The following is a 20969-nucleotide window of genomic DNA, read 5'->3' on the forward strand; positions in this document are numbered from 1 at the left end:
CGTTGCCCGCCGCCTCGGGTCTGGTGCCTGATTTCATGCCACCCGCGACATAGGAATGATAATGCCGGACAAGCCCTTGAAACCTCATGAGATTGCCACCGATCAAGCGCTGGGTGCCGATGCCGTTCTGGGGTTCATCGGCCATGTGGAAACGCCCTGGACCACGCGTGCGGCCTGCCCGAAACAAGGCTCGATGGAGGGGCCGGAGTGCACCGTGATTGTAGCGCCGCCGTGGGATCAGGCGCTGCACGGGGTCGAGAACTTCGCGTATCTGGAACTCTATCTGTGGTTCCATCTGGCGCGCCGCGATCTGCTGGTGATCGACCCCAGCCACGGCGGCGGGCCGCGCGGGGTGTTTGCGCTGCGCTCGCCGGTGCGGCCCAACCCGATTGCGGTCAGCACGGTGCGCTTGCTGGCGCGTCAGGGCAATCGCTTGATCGTGCGCGGGCTGGAGGCGGTGTCGGGCACGCCGCTGATCGACATCAAGCCGGGGCGCTGCCCGCAGTCGATCTAAGCGCCGGTTTTGGCGGCGGGTGGCACGGTGTGGCTGGCCAAGGGGATTTCCTGAAGCCGCCAGGACACCAGAAAGCCGAGCACGGCCATCGCGGCGACGATCCAGTAGATCGGCGCGATGGCATTGACCACGGCGTCGGCAATGCTGTCGCGCAACGCCGGGTCCAGCTGCGCGAGGGCTTGCGGGGCCATTTCCGAGGCGAGATTGATCTGGCCGCCCATGCGCGAGGCCAGCCGCGCGGCCATCATCGCGCCGAACACGGCCACCGCCAGCGAGCCGCCGATTTGCCGGAACATGATGCCCGAGGCGGTCGCCGTGCCCAACAAGGCGCGCGGCACGGCGTTTTGCACGGCGGTGGAGAGGATCGGAAAGATCAACCCCATGCCAAAGCCGAACAGCACCAGAACGGCGGCGAAAGACCAGATCGAGGTATCGACGGCAATCTGGGTCAGCGCCAGCGCGGCCAGACCCATCAGCGGCATTCCGACTTTTGCCAGCACGCTGTAACGCCCGGTGCGGCGCATGTAGCGGCCCGAGATGGTCGTCGCCATGATGATGCCCAGCGTCATCGGTGCCAGCAGCAGGCCGGATTCCATCGGCGTCACGCCACGCGCGATTTGCAGGTAAACCGGCAGGAAGGTGACCGCGCCCAACATGCAGGCGCCGGTCAGAAAGCTGAGGATGCCGGTGTTGCGAAACACGTTGCCGCGAAACAGGCCCAGCGGCAGGATCGGCTCTTCGGCGCGGCTTTCGACAAAGATGAACGCGGCCACCGCCGTGAGGGTCAGTGCCATCAGCGCGACGGCCGGAAGCGAGGCCCAGGGGAAATTGTGGCCGCCAAGGCTGGTGAGCAGCGTCAGCGAGGCCAGCGCTATCGAAAGCGCCGCCGCGCCGGCCCAGTCGATCTTGTGTTTGCGGCTCATGGTTTGCGCCGGGAAGCTGATCGCGAAGCCCGCCACCGCGATGATGCCAACCGGCACGTTGACCAGAAAAATCCAGTGCCAGCTGAACATTTCGACGAACCAGCCGCCCATCAGCGGGCCGATCATCGACGAGATGGAAAACACCGCCGCGAACATGCCCTGCACCTTGCCGCGTTCCGCGGCGCTGAGCACGTCCCCGACCACCGAGAGCGCCAGCACGAACAGGCCTCCGCCGCCCAGACCTTGCACCGCACGCGCCACGATCAGGAACGCCATGCTGTTGGCAAGGCCGCACAGCAACGAGCCGAACAGGAACAGCCCGACCGAGATGAACACCATCCGGCGGCGGCCATAGATGTCGCCCAATTTGCCGTAAAGTGGTGCCGCAACTGTCGAGGCCAGGATATAGGCGGTGACCACCCAGGACAGATGTTCCAGCCCGCCAAGGTCCGAGACAATCGTCGGCAGCGCGGTCGAGACGATGGTCTGATCCAGCGACGCCATCAGCAGCAGCATCCCCACTGAGCCGATCACCATCCGCGTCGACCCGGTGCGGGCAGGGGTTGAACTGGCGCGGGTGGCGTCTTGTGCGGGGGGCGTCTGGGTCATGCTGTGGCTCTGGTTTGACGGTTTGGGCGCGCGGAACATGCATCCCACAGCCACCAAATACGCCCGTCACCAACCCGAGTGCAAGGGTTAACAAGTGAAATACCTGTGTGCCGCGCGGCCCGCATCGCGCCGCTTGCGCGGCTGTCAGGCGGTGGTGGCGGCGTCTTGTTGCGCGCGGTCGGCCTCGAATATCGCGGCCAGCGCGGTGTTGCCGTCGACCAGATCGGCCAGCACATAGCGGTCGAGCGACGCATAAAACGCACCCAGCGCCTCGCAGAGCATCCCCTGGAGGCGGCAGGCGCCGGCCAGCGGGCAGGTGTTGCGCGCCGTGTCCATGCATTCGGCAAAGGGCAGATCGGATTCGAACAGTCGGAAGATGCGCCCGACCGCGATGTCCTTGGGCGCCTTTGCCAGGGTTATCCCGCCGCCGCGTCCGCGCGTGGTGCGCAGAAATCCCTCGCTTTCAAGCTTGTTGACCACCTGCGCGACATGATGGAACGAGGCATTGCAGGCCCGCGCGACATCTGCCGTGCGCAGCATCTCGGGCGCGTGCGTGGCGCAATGCATCAAGGTCCGCATCGCCAGATTGGTTCGCATGGTCAGTCGCATGGCACACCGCTGTTGGGTCCGCAAACGTGGCGGTTCGGGGCAAGGTAGGGGTGGCTTCGGGCGAGGGCCTTGATTCAGATCACAAACTCCGCAAGCCCGATCCGGGTTTGTGCGCGCGGCGGATCGGGCCTTTTGCATGACGCCGCCGGGACAAGACGCGCGCCGGGTGCAACGGGGGCGGTTCTGCCGATGATCCCCGGTCGTTTGGCGACAAACGGGCGGCGCTGGCGATTTTGGTCCTGCGTTGGCGATCCGCAGGTTTGCACCGTGCGATCAACCTGTCATAAAGAGGCATCTGATCCACCGGATCGCACGGCACTTGAACATGAGACCACGCATGAAACTCTTACTGATCGGGGACTCGCATATCGGGGCGCTCAAGCGTGGCCATGATCACTTGGTCGCGCAAAACGAGACAGATCCGGCGGTGTCGCTGACCATCTTGCCGCTGGCGAATGGCGCGAACCTGTCGCAACCGTTCTGGGAACCTGCCGAGGGCTATGCCAGGATCATCGACGAGGAGGTGCGCGACCGCATGGACCGGGTGCCGCCAGAGGGACTGTCGTTTGATGCCATCGGCTTCAGCATGGCGCTGTGGCATGGTCGGGTGATGCGGCGCATGGTGGGCGGCAATCATTGCCTGCCCGGGATGCGCAGCGGGCGGCCGATCTCGCGGGCGGTGTTTCGCAAGATGGTCGAGGCCGATCATGCGCATATCCTCGGGCTGCTCGATCATTTCCACGCTCAGGGGCAGCCGGTGTTCTCCATCGCGCCGCCCGCGGTTTTCCGCGACAGTCAGGCCATCGGCCGCATTGGGGCCGAGCGCGTTCTGGGGATTTTCCAGGCCTTTCAAGAGATCATGCGCGCGGAGCTGGCGAAACGCGTGGCACCGGTCATTGATTTTCCGCCGGAGTGTCTGGATGACGAGGGCTATATGCGCGCGCTCTACAAACACCCCGACCCGATGGACCCGCATCATGCCAACGAGGCGTTTGGCGTGCTGATGATCCGGCGCATCGAGGCTTGGGCGCGCGCCTTTGCCGATGAACAGGCCGCACGCGCATGACCCGGCCGGATTTCGTTCCTTCCTGACGCTGACCTCGGAGACTTGCATGGACCACCCCTATCGCAGCCAACCTGCAAAAGCGTATTGGAAAGAGACGGTGACCCCGTATCACCCGCAGGATGTTCCGGATTGGTACGAGAAACGCTTCAGCCTCGAGGGGGCCAGGATCGCGACGGCGGGCAGTTGCTTTGCGCAGCAGTTGGGGCGAAACCTGCGCGAAAGCGGGTTTCGCTATCTTGATGTGGAACCCGCACCCGAGGGGCTGCCGGTGGCGCTGCATCGCGACTACGGCTATGCGCTGTATTCGGCGCGCTATGGCAACGTCTACACCACGCGCCAGTTGATCCAGCTGATCCAGCGGGCGCTGGGCCAGTTCACCCCCACCGAGACGCATTGGGAAAAGGACGGCGGCGTGGTCGATCCGTTCCGCCCGACGATTGAGCCCGAGCCCTATGGTTCGGTCGCGGAATTGCAGGTGTTGCAGCGCGACCATCTGGAGCATGTGGTCGAGATGTTCCACGAGCAAGACGTGTTCGTTTTCACGATGGGCATGACCGAGGCGTGGCTGTCGCGGCATGATGGCGCGGCGTTTCCCCTGTGCCCGGGCACGGCGGGCGGGGTGTATGATGACACCAAATACCGCTTTCACAACCTCAATTCGGTCGAGGTGCGCGCCGATATGGAAGCCTCGATCGCCGCCCTGCGGGCGATCAATCCCAAACTGAAAATCCTGCTCACGGTCAGCCCGGTGGCAATCATGGCGACGGCCACCGACCAACAGGTTGCGGTGGCCAATGCCTATTCCAAATCCCTGCTGCGCACGGTGGCGGGGGAATTGTATGATGCGCATGATTTCATTGATTATTTTCCGTCGTACGAGATGATCACCGCGCCCTTCATGAAGGGCTATTTCCTGGCCCCGACACAACGCGAAGTGGCTCCGGCCGGGGTTGCGTTCGTGATGGCGCAATTCATGGCCCAGCACCAGCCGCCCACCGCCATGAGGCGCGCCGAAGGCCCGGCGGCCACCCCCGCGCCGCGTCCTTTGCCCACGCGCCGCGCGCCGCCCGCGCCGCGACAAGACGCGGGTGATCTGGCGCTGGACGATGTGAAATGCGACGAGGAAATCCTGGCCGCGTTCGGTCCGCCCAAGGACTAGACGACGGCCCGGCGCTTGGGTCAGAAATCGGTGGGCGCGCCGCCTTCGGCCTTGCGGCGTGTGACGAAGCTGTCGAGTTCCTCGCGGATCGCCACGTCCATGGCCGGGGCCTCGAAATTGTCGATGATGTCGCGATAGATCCGGTGCGCGCGCTCGGGGGTTTCGACCGCGCCATCGGCCTGCCAGGCCTCATAATTGCGCCAATCGCTGACGATGGGGCTGTAGAAGGCGTTGGTGTAGCGCGCCTGCGTGTGCTCGCAGCCGAAATAATGCCCGCCCGCGCCGACCTGTTTGACGGCGTCAAGGGCGATATCCTCGGGCGTGGTGGCATAGGTCGCGGGCTCGAAATAGCGCTGGATCATCTGCAACACCTCGCAATCCATGACGAATTTCTCGGGCGAGGCAATCAAGCCGCCCTCCAGCCAGCCCGCCGCGTGATAGACCATGTTGCTGCCCGATTGCACGGCGGCCCACAGGCTGTTCGAGGTCTCCCACATCGCCTGTGCGTCGGGCACATTGGCGGTGCAGACACCCGAGGAGCGCAGGGGCAAGCCGTAGAATCGCGCCAGTTGCCCGGTGATCTGCGTCGCACGCATGTATTCGGGCGTGCCAAAGGCGGGCGCACCCGAGCGCATATCGACATTCGAGGTAAACGTGCCGATACCGACCGGGCAGCCCGGTGAGACGTATTGCAGCAGCGCGATCGCCGCCAACCCCTCGGCAATCGACAGGGTCACGGCGCCCGCCATCGTCACCGGGGCCATGGCGCCCGCCAGCGTGAAGGGCGTCACGATCACCGCCTGCTTGCGCCGCGCCAACCGCAGCGCGCCGTCGATCATCGGGAAATCATGTTTCAGCGGGCTGACCGAGTTGATGTTGGTATACAGGCGCGGGCTGGCGTCAAAGTCTTCGTGGCGCAACCCGCCCGCGATGCGCACCATCTCCATGACATCCTCGACCCGCTCGCGGCCCAAGGAATAGGCGTGGCAAACCTTGTCGGTCAGAATCAGCTTTTCCGCGACGCAATCGAGGTGGCGCACCGCGGGGTGAATATCCACCGGCTCGACCGGATACCCCCCCGCGACATGGATGCAATTGAAGAACTGCGTCAATTTCATGAAATCGCGAAATGTCTCGAAATCGCCCGGACGTTTGCCGCGTTTGATGTCCCAGGAATTGGGCGGGCTGGAGACGTTGATGAACACCATATGCCCGTCGCCGATGGTGATCTGGCGCGCCGGGTTGCGCGGGGTGATGGTGAACGAAGCGGGCGCGCGGCGCACCATCTCCATGATGAAATCCTCGTCCATGCGCACGGTGATCCCGTCCACCCGACACCCGGCCTCGCGGAAAATCTGCAAGGCTTCGTCGTTGAGAAACTCGATGCCGATTTCCGACAGGATATGCATGGCCCCCTTGTGGATCGCCTGCACGCCCTCGGCGTCAATCGGTTCGGTCGGGCGGTCGGGGTTGAAAGGAATGCGCCAGGGCATCTGATCCAGATGGAAACCGGGGGTGCGGCGGGCATTGCCACCGCGCCCGCCATGCCGTTGCCGCCGTCCTGTTGCCTCGTCCGACATGCCCGCAATCCCCCTGTTTGTGGGCAAACTCTAAGCGGCGGGCTGCGCGCGCGGCAAGAGGTCACTTGTGTACAAAGAGCGTTTGCAGAGTCAGCTTTCAGGGATCGGGTGCGACGGGCAAATCGCGGACCCATTGCGCGGCGGTATGGGCGTGCACCTCGGCGTTGCGGATCTGGCTGTCAAAGACCCGGGCGAGGTCGTGAACCAGATGTTTGGAGCGCACCAGCAGATAGATTTCGCCGGCATAAATCGCCGCGTGCAGGTAGCCGAACACGGTCATCGGCGGGGCGAAATGCTTGCGCGCATCGAACAGATACATGCGAAACGCGGGGTAGAGTTCATCAAGCGTGGCGGCGATATGCGCCAGTTGCTCGGCACGATCGGCGGCGCAAAGCCCGGCCCAGGGGCCAAGCCCCGCGGCGAACAGCTCCAGGGTTTGCAGCGGCATGCACATCTCGATATCCGACTCCGGCATCCGCGAGAAATGCAGCCGCGTGTCCGTCTGGCGCTGCAAACGGCGGCGTTCCTGCGCCGAGGACTGCGCCTGAAAGGCTATGACCGCCGGGGTGCGCATCAGATCGGGCAGATGGGCGGGAACGTAGCGCACCTTGTGCCCGGTTGCCTCATGGTGCCAGCGCTCCATCGCGGTGCGGTTCTGCTCGTCCAGCGCCTGCTCGGTTTCCACGACATTGAGCGCCTGCGACAGGACCCCGCGATCCTCGGTCAGGCCCAGCAGCCAGTCGGTCGACACCTGAAACCGCAGGGCCAGCGCCAACAGGGTTTCCGCGCGCGGCAGGCGGGGGTTTTGCCCCGAGGTCAGTTGCGACAGCGCCGAGCGGTCGATGCCGATGGCCTGGGCAAAGGCGGTCTGCGTCAGGCCCGATTGCGCGTGCAGATGCGCCAGGCGGGTGCGGAACAGGGCGGCGGTCTGGCGTTTGCCCATGGCGGCGGGTTCCCTCGCGTGGTGTAGAGTTCAGTAAACATATGTGACTGAATGCGTCAATCCTGCACCAAAATGCGGCCCACACTGCGCTTGTGCCACGCCGGGTTTGCCCGACACTGTCGGCGTGACTTTCGCAAGGGATCGTGCATGAGACTGGAGTGGCCAACGCTTGGCCTGATCATTCTGTGTTACGGCAGTTGGCTGGCGGCGGGGCTCTGGCTTTGGCCGCTGGTTCCGGCGCTGGCGCTGGCGGTGATGGCGCTGATGGGGGCGTTGCAATCGTCGCTGGTGCATGAATGTCTGCACGGCCATCCGACCCGTCACCGCCTGATCAACGAGGCGCTGGTCACGCTGCCGCTGACCCTGCTGCATCCGTATCGGCGCTACAAGGCCACGCATCTGGCGCATCACCACGACGAGCAGTTGACCGATCCGCTGCATGACCCTGAAAGCTACTATCTTGCGCGCTATCGGTATGCGGCGATGCCCGCATGGTTCCGCCGGGTGCTGCGCGCCAACAACACCTTGCTGGGGCGGATCGTGATGGGGCCGTGGCTGGCGGGTGTGGCGTTTCTGGTCAGTGACGGACACTTGCTGCGCGCCGATGCGCGGGGCGTGCGGCGGGCCTGGGCGCTGCATGTTCCGGCGGTGGCGGTGGTTCTGGCGCTGGTCTGGGCGATGGGGATTCCGATCTGGCTCTATGTGCTGGCGGTCTGCTGGCCGGCGCTGTCGCTGATCTCGTTGCGCACCTTTGCCGAGCATCGCTGGCACGAAACCCCCGAGGGGCGCACCATCATTGTCGAGTCATCCCCGCTGGCGTGGGTGTTCCTGTTCAACAACCTGCACATCGTGCACCACCAATTGCCCTCGGCGCCGTGGTACAGGTTGCCGCGTCTCTATGCCGAGCGGCGCGCGTATTGGCAGGACCTCAACCAAGGCTATGTGTTCCCCAATTACCGCGCGCTGTGGCGGCAATGGGCGCTGACGGCCAAGGAACCCGTGGCGCATCCGGTGTTGCGGCGCGAGGCCGAGCCGGGCGTTTCATGAGGCTGGCAACGCTGCCGATGTATGACTGGCCCGAGGTGCGCGCCGAGACGGCGGCGCTCTGGTCGGCGATCCGGGCGGGGGTTCTAGCGCGTCTGCCGGGGTGCGATCTGCCGCTGGACGTGACGCCGACGCCCACAGCCGGACCGATGGCGCTGTGGTGCGATCCGGGGTTGGTGTTTGGCCAGACCTGCTGGGGGCCGTTGTCCCTGGGCTTGATCGATAGGCTTTTGCCACTGGCGCAGCCTGATTACACGGCCTTTACGGGCGGGCGCGGTGCGTTCTATCGTTCGGCGCTGGTGGCGCGCGCGGGGGCGGCGGCCAAGGTGCCGACGGGGGCAGGGGCATTGCTGCCGGTCGGTCTGCTGGCGGGCAGGGTCTTTGCCCTCAACAGCCGCGATTCGCTGTCGGGGTATCTGGGGCTGCGCAAGGATCTGGGCGCCGATCCGGGTGCATTGGCGGCCAGATGCGTGGAAACCGGCAGCCACCGGGCCTCGATCATGGCGGTGGCCGAGGGACGCGCGGATCTGGCGGCGATTGATTGCCGGTCCTGGGCCTTGGCACGACGCCATGAACCTTGCGCCAAGGCGCTGGTCGTGGTCGGCTGGAGCGCAGAGCGCTGGGGGCTGCCCTATGTGACGTCGCGCGCGACCGATCCGCAGACCGCGCAAGCGCTGCGGGAGACATTGATAACCCTGGGGTGCCATGCCGCCCCGGCAAGGAGTGATCTATGACGCGAACCTATCGGGCAGTGGTGATTGGCGGCGGCGTGGTCGGCTGTTCAGTGCTCTATCATCTGGCCAAGGCGGGCTGGAAAGATGTGCTGCTGATCGAGCGATCGGAACTGACCTCGGGGTCAAGCTGGCACGCGGCGGGGGGCTTTCACACGCTGAACGGCGACCCGAACGTGGCGCGGTTACAGGCCTATACGGTGTCCTTGTATGAGGAACTGGAAAAGATATCCGGCCAATCCTGCGGCTTGCATCTGACCGGCGGCGTGATGATGGCCGACAGCGCCGAGCGCATGGATTTCCTGCGCCTGACCCATGCGCGGGGCCGGGCGCTGGGCATGGAGACCGAGCTGATCACACCCCTTGAGGCCAAGGCGATGTTCCCGCTGATGGACGAGACGCAATTTGTCGGCGCGCTCTGGGACCCGGTCGAGGGGCATCTGGACCCGTCCGGCACGACGCACGCCTATGCCAAGGCAGCCAAGGTTCTGGGCGCCGAGATCGAGCTGCGCAACCCGGTGCAGGACATCACCCAAAGCCCCGACGGGATGTGGACTCTGCACACCGCGCATGGGCCGATCCGCTGCGAGCATGTGGTGAATGCGGGCGGGCTGTGGGCGCGCGAGGTCGGGCGCATGGTCGGGCTGGAACTGCCGGTGCTGGCGATGGAGCATATGTATCTGCTGACCGACGCCATGCCCGAGGTCCAGGAGTTCAACGCCGCGACCGGGCGCGAATTGGTGGGGGTGATTGATTTCAAAGGCGAAATCTACACAAGGCAGGAGGGGCAGGGCATTCTGCTGGGCACCTATGAGCGCGCCTGCAAGCCGTGGTCGCCGGTCCATACACCGTGGGATTTCGGCCATGAATTGCTGGCCCCCGATCTGGACCGCATCGCGCCGTCTTTGGAGGTCGGCTTCCGGCATTTCCCCGCCGTCGAGCGCGCGGGCATCAAGCAGGTGATCAACGGCCCCTTCACCTTTGCGCCGGACGGCAACCCTTTGGTCGGCCCGGTGCCGGGGCTGACGAATTACTGGTCGGCCTGCGCGGTGATGGCGGGCTTTTCGCAAGGCGGTGGTGTCGGCCTTGTGTTGGCCAACTGGATGACGCAGGGCGATCCGGGCCATGACGTGTTCGGCATGGATGTGGCGCGGTTTGGCGACTGGGCGACGCTGCGCTACACCAACGCCAAGGTGCGCGAGAATTACGCGCGCCGCTTCTCGATCCGCTTTCCGAACGAGGAATTGCCCGCCGCGCGCCCCGCGGAAACCACGCCTTTGTACGACCTGATGCTGCGCGACAACAACGCGGTGATGGGCGACACCTGGGGGCTGGAGACGCCGCTGTGGTTCGCGCCCACACCCGAGGAGGCGCAGGATATCCCGTCGTTCCATCGCTCGAATGATTTCGCGCATGTCGGCAACGAGGTCCGCGCGGTGCGTGAACGCGTGGGTGTCACGGAAATCGCCAATTTCGCGAAATACGAGGTCTCGGGACCGGGTGCCGAGGCGTGGCTGGATCATTTGATGACCAACACCCTGCCGCGCGTCGGGCGTCTGGTGCTGACGCCGATGCTCAATGAGGCGGGCAAGTTGATCGGGGATTTCACCATTGCCAAGGCGGCGGAGGGGCGGTTCCTGATCTGGGGCTCGCTGGGGGCGTCGAAATATCACATGCGCTGGTTCCAGCAGCACCTGCCCGATGATGGCTCGGTCACGCTGCACCGGTTCCATATGGATCTGGTGGGCTTGTCGATCTGCGGCCCGAAGGCGCGCGATGTGCTGGTGCAACTGGTCGATGTCGATGTCTCGAATGCCGGGTTCAAATTCATGGATTTCCGCGAGATGGATGTGGCGGGCGCGCCCTGCATGGTCAACCGGATCACCTATAGCGGCGATCTGGGCTATGAGCTGTGGATGAAACCCGCCGCGCAACGCCGGGTCTATCTGGCGATCAAGGCGGCGGGGGCGGAGCACGGGATCGTCGATTTCGGCATGCGCGCGCTGTTGTCGATGCGGCTGGAAAAGAATTTCCCCACCTGGTTCGCCGAGTTGCGGCCGATCTATGGCCCGTTCGAGGGCGGCATGGAGCGTTTCGTCAAGCTGCAAAAGCCCGATTTCATTGGTCGTGAAGCGGCGGCACGCGAGCGGGATGCAGGGCCAAGGCTGCGGCGTGTGTCGCTGATTGTCGAGGCGGACAGTGCCGATGTGATGGGCGACGAGCCGATCTGGGCGCGGGTCGGTGACATGGATCATGGCACGATCAGCCCGCCGCATGGGTATGGCGCGCCGCGGTTCGATGCGGCCGGGGCGACGGTGCCCGCGCCCGATCCCGCGCGCGACGGCGACTGGCGGGTGGTCGGTTGGGTGACCTCGGGCGGGTACGCGCATTTCGTGCAGGCGTCGATGGCGCAGGGCTATATCCCGGCGGCGCTGGCCGAGGTCGACGCGGCGGGGATGTTCGAGGTCGAGATCCTGGGCGAACGGCGCGCGGCGCGGATCGTGCGGGAGCCGCCGTTTGATCCGGACGGGTCGCGCATGCGGATGTGACGTGAGGGGGGCGGCGCTTCGCGGGGCCTTGTGGCCCCTTGGCGCGCCGGTGGGTTGCCACCCACACCCGCTTGGGAGGGTTTTCCACCCTCCCAAACCCACCCGCCCACTTGGGAGGGTTTTTCACCCTCCCAAACCCACCCGAAGGATATTTGAGGAACAAAGAGCGGGGTGTGGTCTTGTGATCCGGGCGGCAGGGATGTTCACTGGCATTGGAAAAACCGGGAGAGAGAGATGAAAGCCGCTGTGTGTCGTGCCTATGGAGCGCCGTTGACGCTGGAGGAGGTGGTGTTGCGGCCACCGGGGCCGGGGGAGGTTCAGGTCACAGTCAGCGCGGTGGCGATCTGTCATTCGGATCTGGGGTTTCTGGATGGCAATTGGCAAGCGCCATTGCCGGCGGTTTATGGCCACGAGGCCTGTGGTCGCGTGGCGGCTCTGGGCGACGGGGTGCTTGGGTTTGATGTGGGGGATCAGGTGGTGGTCACCTTGATCCGCAGTTGTGGGCAGTGCCGGGCCTGTCTCAGAGGCAAGCCGTTCCTGTGCGCGACGGTGTATGATCGCGGCAACGGGGTGTTGAGTCTGCCCGATGGCACAATCGTGCAGCAGGGGTTGAGCACCGCGGCTTTTGCCGAGGCGGTGACGGTTCATGCCAGCCAGATCGCCAAGGTGCCCGAGGATCTGCCCGCCGAACTGGGGGCCTTGCTGGCCTGTGGTGTGGTCACCGGCACGGGCGCTGCGATCAACACGGCGCAGGTGACGCCGGGGTCCTCTTGTGTGGTCATTGGTGCGGGGGGGGTCGGGCTGAATGCCATTCAGGGTGCCCGTCTGGCGGGGGCCAGCACCATCATTGCCGTTGATCTGGCCGAGGAAAAGCTGGTTGCGGCGCGCGCGTTCGGTGCGACCGAGGCGTTGCGCGCCGACATGAAAGGGTTGCGCGGCGCGGTGATGGATCTGACCGAGGGGCAGGGCGCGGATTTTGTCTTTGTCACAGTGGGGGTCATCTCGGCCTATCAGGGGGCACCGGCGCTGGCGGCCAAGGGGGGCATGGTGGTGATGGTGGGCATGACGCCCTCGGGCGCGCAAATGGCGGTGGAGCCGGTGGTCGTGGCGGCGACCTCGCAGACCCTCAAGGGCAGTTTCATGGGGGGCACCGTGGTGCAGCGCGACATTCCCTATTTGGTCGAGATGTGGCGGCAAGGGCGGCTGAAGCTGGAGGAGTTGATCACCGAACGTTATCGGTTCGAGGATATCAACCAGGCGCTGGCCGATGCGCGCGGCGCAGCGGTGCGGCGCAATGTCATCATCATGGATCGGTGAGGGCGGTGGTGATCCAGGACCTCGTTGCCGTCGCCGACAAGGGGGGCGACGTGCGCGCCGAACCCCGGGCATGCGGCGGAAGTGAAACGCTGGCGAGGGACGAAAAATGCCGCCCTGCCTGGCCCTGACGCCCGGAAAGGAACCTGTATGAAACTGGCCGATCTTGAGGTTTTTGTCATCGGCACGCCGCCGCCGGGGTGGGGCGGGCGCTATTGGTTGATCGTCAAGCTGACCACCGACAACGGGATTGTTGGCTATGGCGAGGTGTATGCCGCCTCGGTCGGGCCCAAGGCGATGGTGGCGGTGATCGAGGATGTGTTCGCGCGCCATATGCACGGCGAGAACCCCGAGAACATCGAGCTGATGTTTCGCCGCGCCTATTCGGCAGGTTTCACGCAGCGCCCGGATCTGACGGTGATGGGGGCGTTTTCAGGGCTGGAGATCGCCTGTTGGGATATTCTGGGCAAGGCGCATGAGCGGCCTGTTTACGCGCTGCTGGGCGGCAAGATGAATGACCGGCTGCGGGCCTATACCTATCTCTATCCGATGGCGCATCACGATCCGGCCGCGTTCTGGTCCTCGCCCGAGATGCAGGCCGAATCCGCGCTGGAGGCGCTGGATCAGGGGTTCACGGCGATCAAATTCGACCCCGCCGGGCCCTATACCCTACGCGGCGGGCATCAGCCGGCGTTGGCCGATATGGATCTGAGCCTGCGCATGTGCCGTGCCCTGCGGGACGCGGTGGGCGACCGCGCCGACCTGCTGTTTGGCACGCATGGGCAGTTCACGCCCGCCGGCGCGATCCGGTTGGGGCAGGCGTTGGAGCCGTTCAGCCCGCTGTGGTTCGAGGAGCCGATCCCGCCCGACAATCTGCTGGATTTTGCGCAGGTGGCGCGGGCGGTGCGCATACCGCTGGCCACCGGCGAGCGGCTGACCACCAAGGCCGAGTTCGGCACGCTGTTGCGCAGCGGCGGGGCGTCGATCCTGCAACCGGCGCTGGGCCGCTCGGGCGGGATCCTGGAGACCAAGAAGATCGCCGGCATGGCCGAGGCCTTTGGCGCGCAGATCGCGCCGCATCTCTATGCCGGGCCGGTGGAATGGGCGGCGAATATCCAGCTGGCGGTGACGCTTCCGAATTTGCTGATGGTCGAGAGCATCCAGCAAGGCGGCGGGTTCCACGGGGCGTTGATACAGCACGGGCTGCGGGTCGAGGGCGGCTATATCGAGGCGCCAACCGCCCCGGGATTGGGCATCGCGTTCGACGAAACCCTGGCGCGCGCGCACCCCTACGAGGGCGCCGGGTTGCATCTGCAAATGCAGGAAGCGCCTTGCCGCTATGACAGCGCGAACAGCTTTCAGGGCGGTGCACCCCGAGAATGAGGCGTCCGGTCACGATCAATTGTCGGCAATCGGCACAAAACGCGGCAATCTGCGGATAAGTGGGTTGAATTCTGGCGGCTGTCGCGTTTGGATGGGGGCAAGTCGTATTTGGATTGGCAAAACCATCCGTCTGAACGCGCAATGAAAGACATACCGGTGAACAACATCGGAGTTGATAACAATCAAGACTGAATAGGGAGAAAACCACATGAAAGATTTCACACTCAAGACACCCAGGGTCCACCCGGCCGCGGAAATGTACGCGTCCGAGGTTGCCGAGGGGAAGCTGGATCGCCGCGAATTCCTGACCCGCGCCACGGCGCTGGGCCTCGCCGCGCCGACCGCCTACGGATTGCTGGGTCTGGCGGCCCCCGAGGCGCGCGCCGAGTCGCATGGCATGACGCCGCAGACCGGCGGCTCATTGCGGATGCAGATGTTCGTCAAGGCCCAACGCGACCCGCGCACCTGGGATTGGTCGGAACTGGCCAACGCCTGCCGCGGCTGGCTGGAGTATCTGGTGGATTACCAGCGCGACGGCACCTTGCTTCCGGTTCTGCTGGAGGGCTGGGATGTCAGCGACGACGCGACGCAATACACGCTGCGCGTCCGTCAGGGTGTCACCTGGAACAACGGTGACGTGTTCAACGCCGACAACGTGATCGACGCGCTGACGCGGTGGTGCGATGAATCGGTCGAGGGCAACTCGATGGCAACCCGCATGGGCGGGCTGGTCGAAAACGGTGGCGTCCGTGAAGGCGGCCTGACGCGGGTTGACGATTACACCGTCCTCGTCACGCTGCCGTCCCCGGATATCGCCTTTATCGTCGGCATGGCCGACTATCCGGCGGCGGTTGTGCACCCGTCCTTCTCGTCGGGTGATCCGGTTGCCGATCCGATCGGCACCGGCCCCTACCGTCCGGTCAGCTATGAGCCCGGCATCGGTGCTGTCGTCGAGCGCAATCCCGATCACACCTGGTGGAACGAAGGCAACGGTGCCTATCTCGACCGGATCGAGTTTGTCGATCTGGGGCCGGACCCCTCGTCGTGGATTGCCGCCGCTGAGTCTGGAGAGATCGACCTGAACTATCAGGCGCAGGGCGACATCATCGACATTTTCGAGGCCATCGGCTTCCCCCGGACCTCGGTTGTGACCGCCGGGACGATCTGCGTCCGCTTCAACCAGGATGACGAGATCTACGCGAATGGCAACGTGCGTCGCGCCCTCGTCAAGGCGGTGGACAACGCCGTGGCGCTTGAGCTGGGGTATAACGATCTGGGGGAAGTGGCGGAAAACCACCATGTCTGCCCGATCCACCCGGAATATGCGCCACTGCCACCGCTGGTTATTGACCCTGCCGCTGCCGCGGCCGAGATTGCCGCCGAAGGTCTGGCGGATCACACGTTCGAGCTGATTTCCGTTGATGAACCGTGGCAGTCGGAAACCTGTGACGCCGTCGCCGCCATGGTACGCGACGCCGGGATCAACATCGAACGCACGATCCTGCCGTCGGCGACCTTCTGGAACGATTGGCTCAAGTACCCGTGGTCAGCGACCGAGTGGAACATGCGCCCGCTGGGTGTTCAGGTCCTCAACCTCGCCTACCGGAGCGGTGTGCCGTGGAACGAATCGGCGTTCTCGAATGCCGAGTTCGAACTCGTTGTTGGATCAGGCCAACTCCATCGCCAATGCCGACCGCCGCCGCGAGATCATGGCGCGACTGGAAGCGATCATGCAAGAAGAAGGCGTGATGATTCAGCCCTACTGGCGCTCGCTGTTCCGCAATGCGGCCCCGAATGTCCACGGCGCAGAGATGCACCCGACCTTCGTGGTGGATTACGTCAAATACTGGGTTTCGTAAAACCCGAGACACGGGGCGCGTCGATCGCGCCCCGTCTTTTCTTACTGCATTAGCTGACGTGACCCGGCCCGCACCCGTGGGCCTGAGAGGTCATTCTGTTACGCGCTCGTCCAGCTACAGGAGAAGCCATGCTGCTATTCTTGCTCCGGCGCCTCGGTGTGATGTTGCTCACCGCGCTGTGCCTGACCCTCGTGGTCTTCTACCTTACCAACCTGCCCGCGAAACTCGAAACCCTTGCCAAGACCCAGGCCGGCAGCCGCATGACCGATGCCGAAGTGGACAGTTGGCTGGTGCGCAACGGCTATGGCTCGCCGATGGTGGTGCGCTATGGCGAGTGGCTGGGCGTTCTGCCGGGCTGGGTGCGCGAAGCCGAGGACGGCACCGTTACCGGGCGCTGCGTGAACCTGCGCGACGATCCGGCGCAAGCGGGCGCGCGCTGCGGGTTGTTGCAGGGCGACTGGGGCTATTCCACGCGCTTCGCCGATGACGTGTCCGACGTGATCAGCGCGCGGCTGGGGGCCACCGGGATGCTGATGCTCTGGGTGCTGATCGTCATGGTGCCGATGGCGCTGATCCTCGGTGTGCTGGCGGGGATGCGCGAGGGGTCGAAAACCGACCGGACGCTCTCGACCGTTGCGATCGTCACCACGGCGACGCCGGAATATGTGTCCGGTGTGGTGTTCATCGCGCTGTTCGCCTCGTCAACCGTGGGCCTGTCGCCGCTGCTGGCGGAATGGGGCTGGATCGAGGGCCGCGTCCTGTTTCAGGGCAACGCGCGTTCGGCGCTCGACGGGATCACCTTCTCGAACTTCACCCTGCCGGTGCTGACCGTGGCGCTGTATGGCATGGGCTATATCGCCCGCATCACCCGCGCCTCGATGACCGAGGTGATGACCCAGCAATATATCCGCACCGCCCGCCTCAAAGGGGTGAGCTTTGGCAACATCGTGATGAAACACGCGTTGCGCAATGCGCTGATTGCGCCGTTTACGGTGATCATGTTGCAGATCCCGTGGTTGCTCAATGGCGTGGTCATCTCCGAGGTGTTGTTCAGCTACCCCGGCTTCGGCTGGACCCTCTATGAGGCGGCGGTGAACAACGATATCGAACTTCTCCTGGCGTCCTCGGTCGTCGCCGTCGTCGTGGTTCTGGTCACGCAGCTGATATCCGATATCGGCTATGTGTATCTGAACCCGCGCATCCGTATTTCGTAAGGAGAGCTGCCCATGGAACCCCTGAGCTGGCTCGACATCATCGCCCGGATCGCACAGCAATTGCTGCCGGTCTGGATCGCCTTGGTCGTGATCTATGCCCTGTCCATCCGCTTCAAGCGCAAGCTGGGCCTGTATGGCAAATTGTTCGACTCGACGGTCGGCATGATCGGCTTCGGCATCGTGATGTTCTGGATCCTCACCGCGTTCTTCGCGGATCTGATCGTCACCCATGACCCGCTGGCGCAGGTCAGCCGGATGCGCAACGCCGTGCCCGGCTCGGCCTTGCCGCGCCCGGATGACCTGTATCCCTACTATCTGTTCGGCGGTGACAGCCTGGCGCGCGACGTGTTCTCGCGCATGGTGATGGGCGCGCGCGAGGTGCTGCGCATTGCGCCCTTCGCGGCGATGATCTCGTTCATGATCGGCATCACGCTGGGCCTGCCCGCCGGGTATTTCGCGGGCAAGCTCGATACCGCGCTGACCTTCCTTGCCAATCTGGTGCTGGCCTTCCCGGTGATCTTGCTGTTCTTCCTGCTGGTTGCGCCCGAAATCCAGAACACGCTGATCCCGGTGGTGATGGCGGGGATTTTGTTCCTCATGCCGATCCTGTTCGTGACGGTGCTGCTCAACAGCCGGTTCTTCACGCAACCGGCCAAGCGCAACCTCTATGTCGGGGTCGTGCTGGCGCTCGGGGCCTGGGCCTATGTCGGACTGGTGTTCGACGCGGATCCGACGGGCCTGTGGTCGATGTCGCCGAACCTCTTGAACGTGTTCGTGGCGGTGGTGTTCGTGAACGCGCCCACCGTGTTCCGGATCGTGCGCGGCATCACGCTGGACATCAAGACCCGCGACTATGTGGCGGCGGCGCAAACCCGGGGCGAGGGGGCGTGGTACATCATGCTCTGGGAGATCCTGCCCAACGCACGCGGCCCGCTGATCGTCGATTTCTGCCTGCGCATCGGCTACACCACCATCCTGCTGGGAACCCTGGGCTTCTTTGGCCTTGGCGTGTCGCCCGAAAGCCCGGACTGGGGGTCGACCATCAACGCCGGCCGCCGCCTGCTGACGGTCTACCCGACCCCGGCGCTGGTGCCCGCGCTGTCGCTGATGAGCCTCGTTCTGGGCCTCAACCTGCTGGCCGATGGTCTGCGCGAAGAAAGCCTGAAGGATTGATGACATTGCCTGTCGATTTCATCTTGCCAAAAATACTCCACAGGGGTCCGGGGGTGTGAAACCCCCGGTTCCGCCGCCCGCAAACGGGAGACCGCTATGACCGAACCTTGGGACGCTTCTCAGCCGATCCTCGAAATCAAGAACCTGTCGATCTCGTTCTTCACCCGATTGCGCGAAATCCCGGCGGTGATGGATTTTTCCTGCACCGTGATGGCGGGCGAGGCGATGGGCCTTGTCGGCGAATCCGGCTGCGGCAAATCCACCGTGGCGCTGGCGGTGATGCAGGATCTGGGTGTGAACGGCAAAGTGGTCGAGGGCTCGATCAAGTTCAAGGGCCGCGATCTGACGCTGATGAGCCAAGAGGAGCTGCGCAAGTTGCGCGGCTCGGAAATCGCCATGATCTATCAGGAGCCGATGGCCTCGCTGAACCCGGCGATGAAGGTTGGCGCGCAACTGGCCGAAGTGCCGATCATTCACCAGAACATGGGCAAGGCCGAGGCGATGTCACTGGCGCGTCAGGTTGTCAAGGACGTGCGCCTGCCCGACCCGGACCGCATCCTGAACAGCTATCCGCACCAGCTTTCGGGCGGCCAGCAGCAGCGCATCGTGATCGCGATGGCGCTCATGTCGAAACCCGCCTTGCTGATCCTCGATGAGCCGACAACCGCGCTGGATGTGACGGTCGAGGCCGGGATTGTCGATCTGGTCACGGTGCTGGCCGAGAAATACGGCACCTCGATGCTGTTCATCAGCCACAATCTGGGGCTGGTGATGGAGGTCTGCGACCGCATCACCGTGATGTATTCGGGCGAGGCCGTGGAAACCGGCAACGTCAAGGATGTCTTTGACAAGATGCGCCACCCCTATACGCAAGCGCTGTTCCGCTCGATACCGCTGCCCGGCGCTGACAAGAACCAGCGCCCGCTGCGCGCGATCCCGGGCAATTTCCCGCTGCCGCACGAGCGCCCCAAGGGCTGCAATTTCGGCCCGCGCTGCGATTATTTTGAAGAGGGGCGTTGCAACGCCGCCGAGATCAGGATGGCCTCGGTCGATGACCAGAAGCGCCACGCGTCCCGGTGTTTGAAATTTCAGGAAATCGACTGGGACGCGCCGCTGGCGTTGATGGACGTCACCAAGAAAGGCGAGATCGGCGAGGTTGTCCTGTCGATGGAGAATGTGCGCAAATACTATGAGGTCGCGGCCTCGTCACTGTTTTCGGGCGGAGACGCCAAGGTGGTGAAAGCCAACGAGACGCTCAGTTTCGACGCGCGCGAGGGGGAAACCCTGGCCATTGTCGGCGAGTCGGGCTGTGGCAAATCGACCTTCGCCAAGGTGCTGATGGGCCTCGAGACGGCGACCGCCGGCAAGATCATGCTGTTTGACGAAAACGTGCAATCCACGCCGATCCAGCAGCGCAACACCGACACCGTGTCCTCGTTGCAAATGGTGTTCCAAAATCCGTTCGACACGCTCAACCCGTCCATGACGGTGGGGCGCCAGATCATCCGCGCGCTGGAGATCTTTGGCGTCGGCGCCTCGGATGCCGAGCGCAAGCAACGCATGCTGGAACTGCTCGACATGGTGAAGCTGCCACGTGAATTCGCGGGCCGGATGCCGCGGCAACTCTCGGGCGGGCAAAAGCAGCGCGTCGGCATCGCGCGCGCCTTTGCCGGTGACGCCAAGGTGGTGATCGCCGATGAGCCGGTCTCGGCGCTGGATGTGTCGGTGCAGGCGGCGGTGACCGATCTGCTGATGGAAATCCAGCGCAAGAACAAGACCACGCTGTTGTTCATCAGCCATGACCTGAGCATCGTGCGCTATCTCAGCGACCGGGTTCTGGTGATGTATCTGGGGCATGTGGTGGAACTGGGCTCCACCGATCAGGTGTTTTCGCCGCCCTATCACCCCTATACCGAGGCGCTGTTGTCGGCGGTGCCGATCGCCGACACCCGGATCGTGAAAAAGCGGATCGTGCTGGAGGGGGATATCCCCTCGGCGGTCAATCCGCCACCCGGCTGCCCGTTCCAGACCCGCTGTCGGTGGAAGGATCAGGTGCCGAATGGCAAATGCGACATCGACATGCCGCCGATGAAAACACTGGCGGACGGGCATCAGATCAAATGCCATCTGTCGGATGAGATCCTGTCGGAAATGGAGCCGGTGTTCCGCATGGCGGCTGCCGAATAGGCGTTTGGCCTGTGACACGGAGGGCGGCAGGGCCGCCCACACGGTTTGTAAGGCGAGAAGGGAGGCTTTGCCTCCCTCTTTGCTGCGCAAATTCACCCTCCAGGATATTTCG

Annotated in this window: 16 protein-coding genes; 12 read left to right on the top strand and 4 right to left on the bottom strand. The window is 64.4% G+C overall.

The annotated features are described in order from the left end of the window. Window positions 1–61 precede the first annotated feature (61 nt). Window positions 62–514 carry a tRNA (N6-threonylcarbamoyladenosine(37)-N6)-methyltransferase TrmO gene (gene tsaA, locus VDQ28_RS14720; RefSeq protein ID WP_323036650.1) on the top strand — a complete coding sequence of 151 codons (453 nt, stop codon included), beginning with the start codon at window positions 62–64 and terminating at the stop codon, window positions 512–514. Here the strand turns inward: tsaA and VDQ28_RS14725 are convergent. Together VDQ28_RS14725 and VDQ28_RS14730 are read right to left on the bottom strand one after the other, a co-directional pair. Then, window positions 511–2046: an MDR family MFS transporter gene (locus VDQ28_RS14725; protein ID WP_323036651.1), complete on the bottom strand. Its 1536-nt coding sequence runs from the start codon at window positions 2044–2046 to the stop codon at window positions 511–513. The two genes, tsaA and VDQ28_RS14725, sit on opposite strands and share 4 nt — an antisense overlap. 144 nt (window positions 2047–2190) lie before the next feature. Next, window positions 2191–2655, bottom strand: coding sequence for an Rrf2 family transcriptional regulator (locus tag VDQ28_RS14730; RefSeq protein ID WP_323036652.1), 465 nt, complete (start codon window positions 2653–2655; stop codon window positions 2191–2193). A gap of 337 nt (window positions 2656–2992) precedes the next feature. Here VDQ28_RS14730 and VDQ28_RS14735 point away from each other — a divergent pair, with 337 nt between their 5' ends. Both VDQ28_RS14735 and VDQ28_RS14740 read left to right on the top strand, forming a co-directional pair. Continuing rightward, entirely contained in the window at window positions 2993–3721 is a 729-nt protein-coding gene (locus tag VDQ28_RS14735) for a hypothetical protein (protein ID WP_323036653.1), read from the top strand. A gap of 46 nt (window positions 3722–3767) precedes the next feature. Then, on the top strand, window positions 3768–4880 hold the full coding sequence (locus VDQ28_RS14740; protein WP_323036654.1) for a GSCFA domain-containing protein: 1113 nt from the start codon (window positions 3768–3770) through the stop codon (window positions 4878–4880). 20 nt (window positions 4881–4900) lie between these two features. On the opposite strand, the gene VDQ28_RS14745 is transcribed toward VDQ28_RS14740, so the two are convergent. Both VDQ28_RS14745 and VDQ28_RS14750 read right to left on the bottom strand, forming a co-directional pair. Next, window positions 4901–6460, bottom strand: a complete 1560-nt coding sequence (locus VDQ28_RS14745) for a trimethylamine methyltransferase family protein (protein WP_323036655.1) — start codon at window positions 6458–6460, stop codon at window positions 4901–4903. Between the two features lie 97 nt (window positions 6461–6557). Continuing rightward, window positions 6558–7403 (bottom strand): helix-turn-helix transcriptional regulator, encoded by an 846-nt coding sequence (locus tag VDQ28_RS14750; protein WP_323036656.1) that lies wholly within the window; start codon window positions 7401–7403, stop codon window positions 6558–6560. Window positions 7404–7550: 147 nt separating this feature from the next. On the opposite strand from VDQ28_RS14750, the gene VDQ28_RS14755 reads away from it, so the two are divergent. From VDQ28_RS14755 to VDQ28_RS14795, 9 genes are all read left to right on the top strand, one after another. Beyond that, window positions 7551–8450 carry a fatty acid desaturase gene (locus VDQ28_RS14755; RefSeq protein ID WP_323036657.1) on the top strand — a complete coding sequence of 300 codons (900 nt, stop codon included), beginning with the start codon at window positions 7551–7553 and terminating at the stop codon, window positions 8448–8450. After that, window positions 8447–9181 (top strand): phosphate/phosphite/phosphonate ABC transporter substrate-binding protein, encoded by a 735-nt coding sequence (locus VDQ28_RS14760; protein WP_323036658.1) that lies wholly within the window; start codon window positions 8447–8449, stop codon window positions 9179–9181. Before VDQ28_RS14755 ends, VDQ28_RS14760 begins: the two co-directional genes overlap by 4 nt. Then, on the top strand, window positions 9178–11727 hold the full coding sequence (locus VDQ28_RS14765; protein WP_323036659.1) for an FAD-dependent oxidoreductase: 2550 nt from the start codon (window positions 9178–9180) through the stop codon (window positions 11725–11727). The genes VDQ28_RS14760 and VDQ28_RS14765 overlap by 4 nt, the downstream gene beginning before the upstream one ends. A gap of 234 nt (window positions 11728–11961) precedes the next feature. Further along, a complete protein-coding gene (locus VDQ28_RS14770; RefSeq protein WP_323036660.1) occupies window positions 11962–13044 on the top strand; it encodes a Zn-dependent alcohol dehydrogenase in 1083 nt (360 codons plus the stop codon). Window positions 13045–13191: 147 nt separating this feature from the next. Then, window positions 13192–14424, top strand: coding sequence for a mandelate racemase/muconate lactonizing enzyme family protein (locus VDQ28_RS14775; protein WP_323036661.1), 1233 nt, complete (start codon window positions 13192–13194; stop codon window positions 14422–14424). Between the two features lie 208 nt (window positions 14425–14632). Further along, on the top strand, window positions 14633–16336 hold the full coding sequence (locus VDQ28_RS14780; protein ID WP_323036662.1) for an ABC transporter substrate-binding protein: 1704 nt from the start codon (window positions 14633–14635) through the stop codon (window positions 16334–16336). Window positions 16337–16411: 75 nt separating this feature from the next. Continuing rightward, entirely contained in the window at window positions 16412–17497 is a 1086-nt protein-coding gene (locus VDQ28_RS14785; RefSeq protein ID WP_323036663.1) for an ABC transporter permease, read from the top strand. Between the two features lie 12 nt (window positions 17498–17509). Beyond that, window positions 17510–18670, top strand: a complete 1161-nt coding sequence (locus VDQ28_RS14790) for an ABC transporter permease (protein ID WP_323036664.1) — start codon at window positions 17510–17512, stop codon at window positions 18668–18670. A 96-nt stretch (window positions 18671–18766) separates the two neighbouring features. Further along, a complete protein-coding gene (locus VDQ28_RS14795; RefSeq protein ID WP_323036665.1) occupies window positions 18767–20857 on the top strand; it encodes an ABC transporter ATP-binding protein in 2091 nt (696 codons plus the stop codon). The last annotated feature ends 112 nt before the right edge of the window (window positions 20858–20969 follow it).

The organism is Pararhodobacter sp. (assembly GCF_034676545.1).
In the GTDB taxonomy this organism is placed as follows: Bacteria; Pseudomonadota; Alphaproteobacteria; order Rhodobacterales; family Rhodobacteraceae; genus Pararhodobacter.

What these genes read in the sequence shown, in the direction of transcription:
- VDQ28_RS14770 (WP_323036660.1), top strand. Translation starts at nt 11,962, where the DNA reads ATGAAAGCCGCTGTGTGTCGTGCCTATGGAGCGCCGTTGACGCTGGAG.
- VDQ28_RS14775 (WP_323036661.1), top strand. Translation starts at nt 13,192, where the DNA reads ATGAAACTGGCCGATCTTGAGGTTTTTGTCATCGGCACGCCGCCGCCG.
- VDQ28_RS14745 (WP_323036655.1), bottom strand. Translation starts at nt 6,460, where the DNA reads ATGTCGGACGAGGCAACAGGACGGCGGCAACGGCATGGCGGGCGCGGT.
- VDQ28_RS14740 (WP_323036654.1), top strand. Translation starts at nt 3,768, where the DNA reads ATGGACCACCCCTATCGCAGCCAACCTGCAAAAGCGTATTGGAAAGAG.
- VDQ28_RS14765 (WP_323036659.1), top strand. Translation starts at nt 9,178, where the DNA reads ATGACGCGAACCTATCGGGCAGTGGTGATTGGCGGCGGCGTGGTCGGC.
- VDQ28_RS14750 (WP_323036656.1), bottom strand. Translation starts at nt 7,403, where the DNA reads ATGGGCAAACGCCAGACCGCCGCCCTGTTCCGCACCCGCCTGGCGCAT.
- VDQ28_RS14725 (WP_323036651.1), bottom strand. Translation starts at nt 2,046, where the DNA reads ATGACCCAGACGCCCCCCGCACAAGACGCCACCCGCGCCAGTTCAACC.
- VDQ28_RS14790 (WP_323036664.1), top strand. Translation starts at nt 17,510, where the DNA reads ATGGAACCCCTGAGCTGGCTCGACATCATCGCCCGGATCGCACAGCAA.
- VDQ28_RS14795 (WP_323036665.1), top strand. Translation starts at nt 18,767, where the DNA reads ATGACCGAACCTTGGGACGCTTCTCAGCCGATCCTCGAAATCAAGAAC.
- VDQ28_RS14785 (WP_323036663.1), top strand. Translation starts at nt 16,412, where the DNA reads ATGCTGCTATTCTTGCTCCGGCGCCTCGGTGTGATGTTGCTCACCGCG.
- VDQ28_RS14760 (WP_323036658.1), top strand. Translation starts at nt 8,447, where the DNA reads ATGAGGCTGGCAACGCTGCCGATGTATGACTGGCCCGAGGTGCGCGCC.
- VDQ28_RS14780 (WP_323036662.1), top strand. Translation starts at nt 14,633, where the DNA reads ATGAAAGATTTCACACTCAAGACACCCAGGGTCCACCCGGCCGCGGAA.
- VDQ28_RS14755 (WP_323036657.1), top strand. Translation starts at nt 7,551, where the DNA reads ATGAGACTGGAGTGGCCAACGCTTGGCCTGATCATTCTGTGTTACGGC.
- VDQ28_RS14730 (WP_323036652.1), bottom strand. Translation starts at nt 2,655, where the DNA reads ATGCGACTGACCATGCGAACCAATCTGGCGATGCGGACCTTGATGCAT.
- tsaA (WP_323036650.1), top strand. Translation starts at nt 62, where the DNA reads ATGCCGGACAAGCCCTTGAAACCTCATGAGATTGCCACCGATCAAGCG.
- VDQ28_RS14735 (WP_323036653.1), top strand. Translation starts at nt 2,993, where the DNA reads ATGAAACTCTTACTGATCGGGGACTCGCATATCGGGGCGCTCAAGCGT.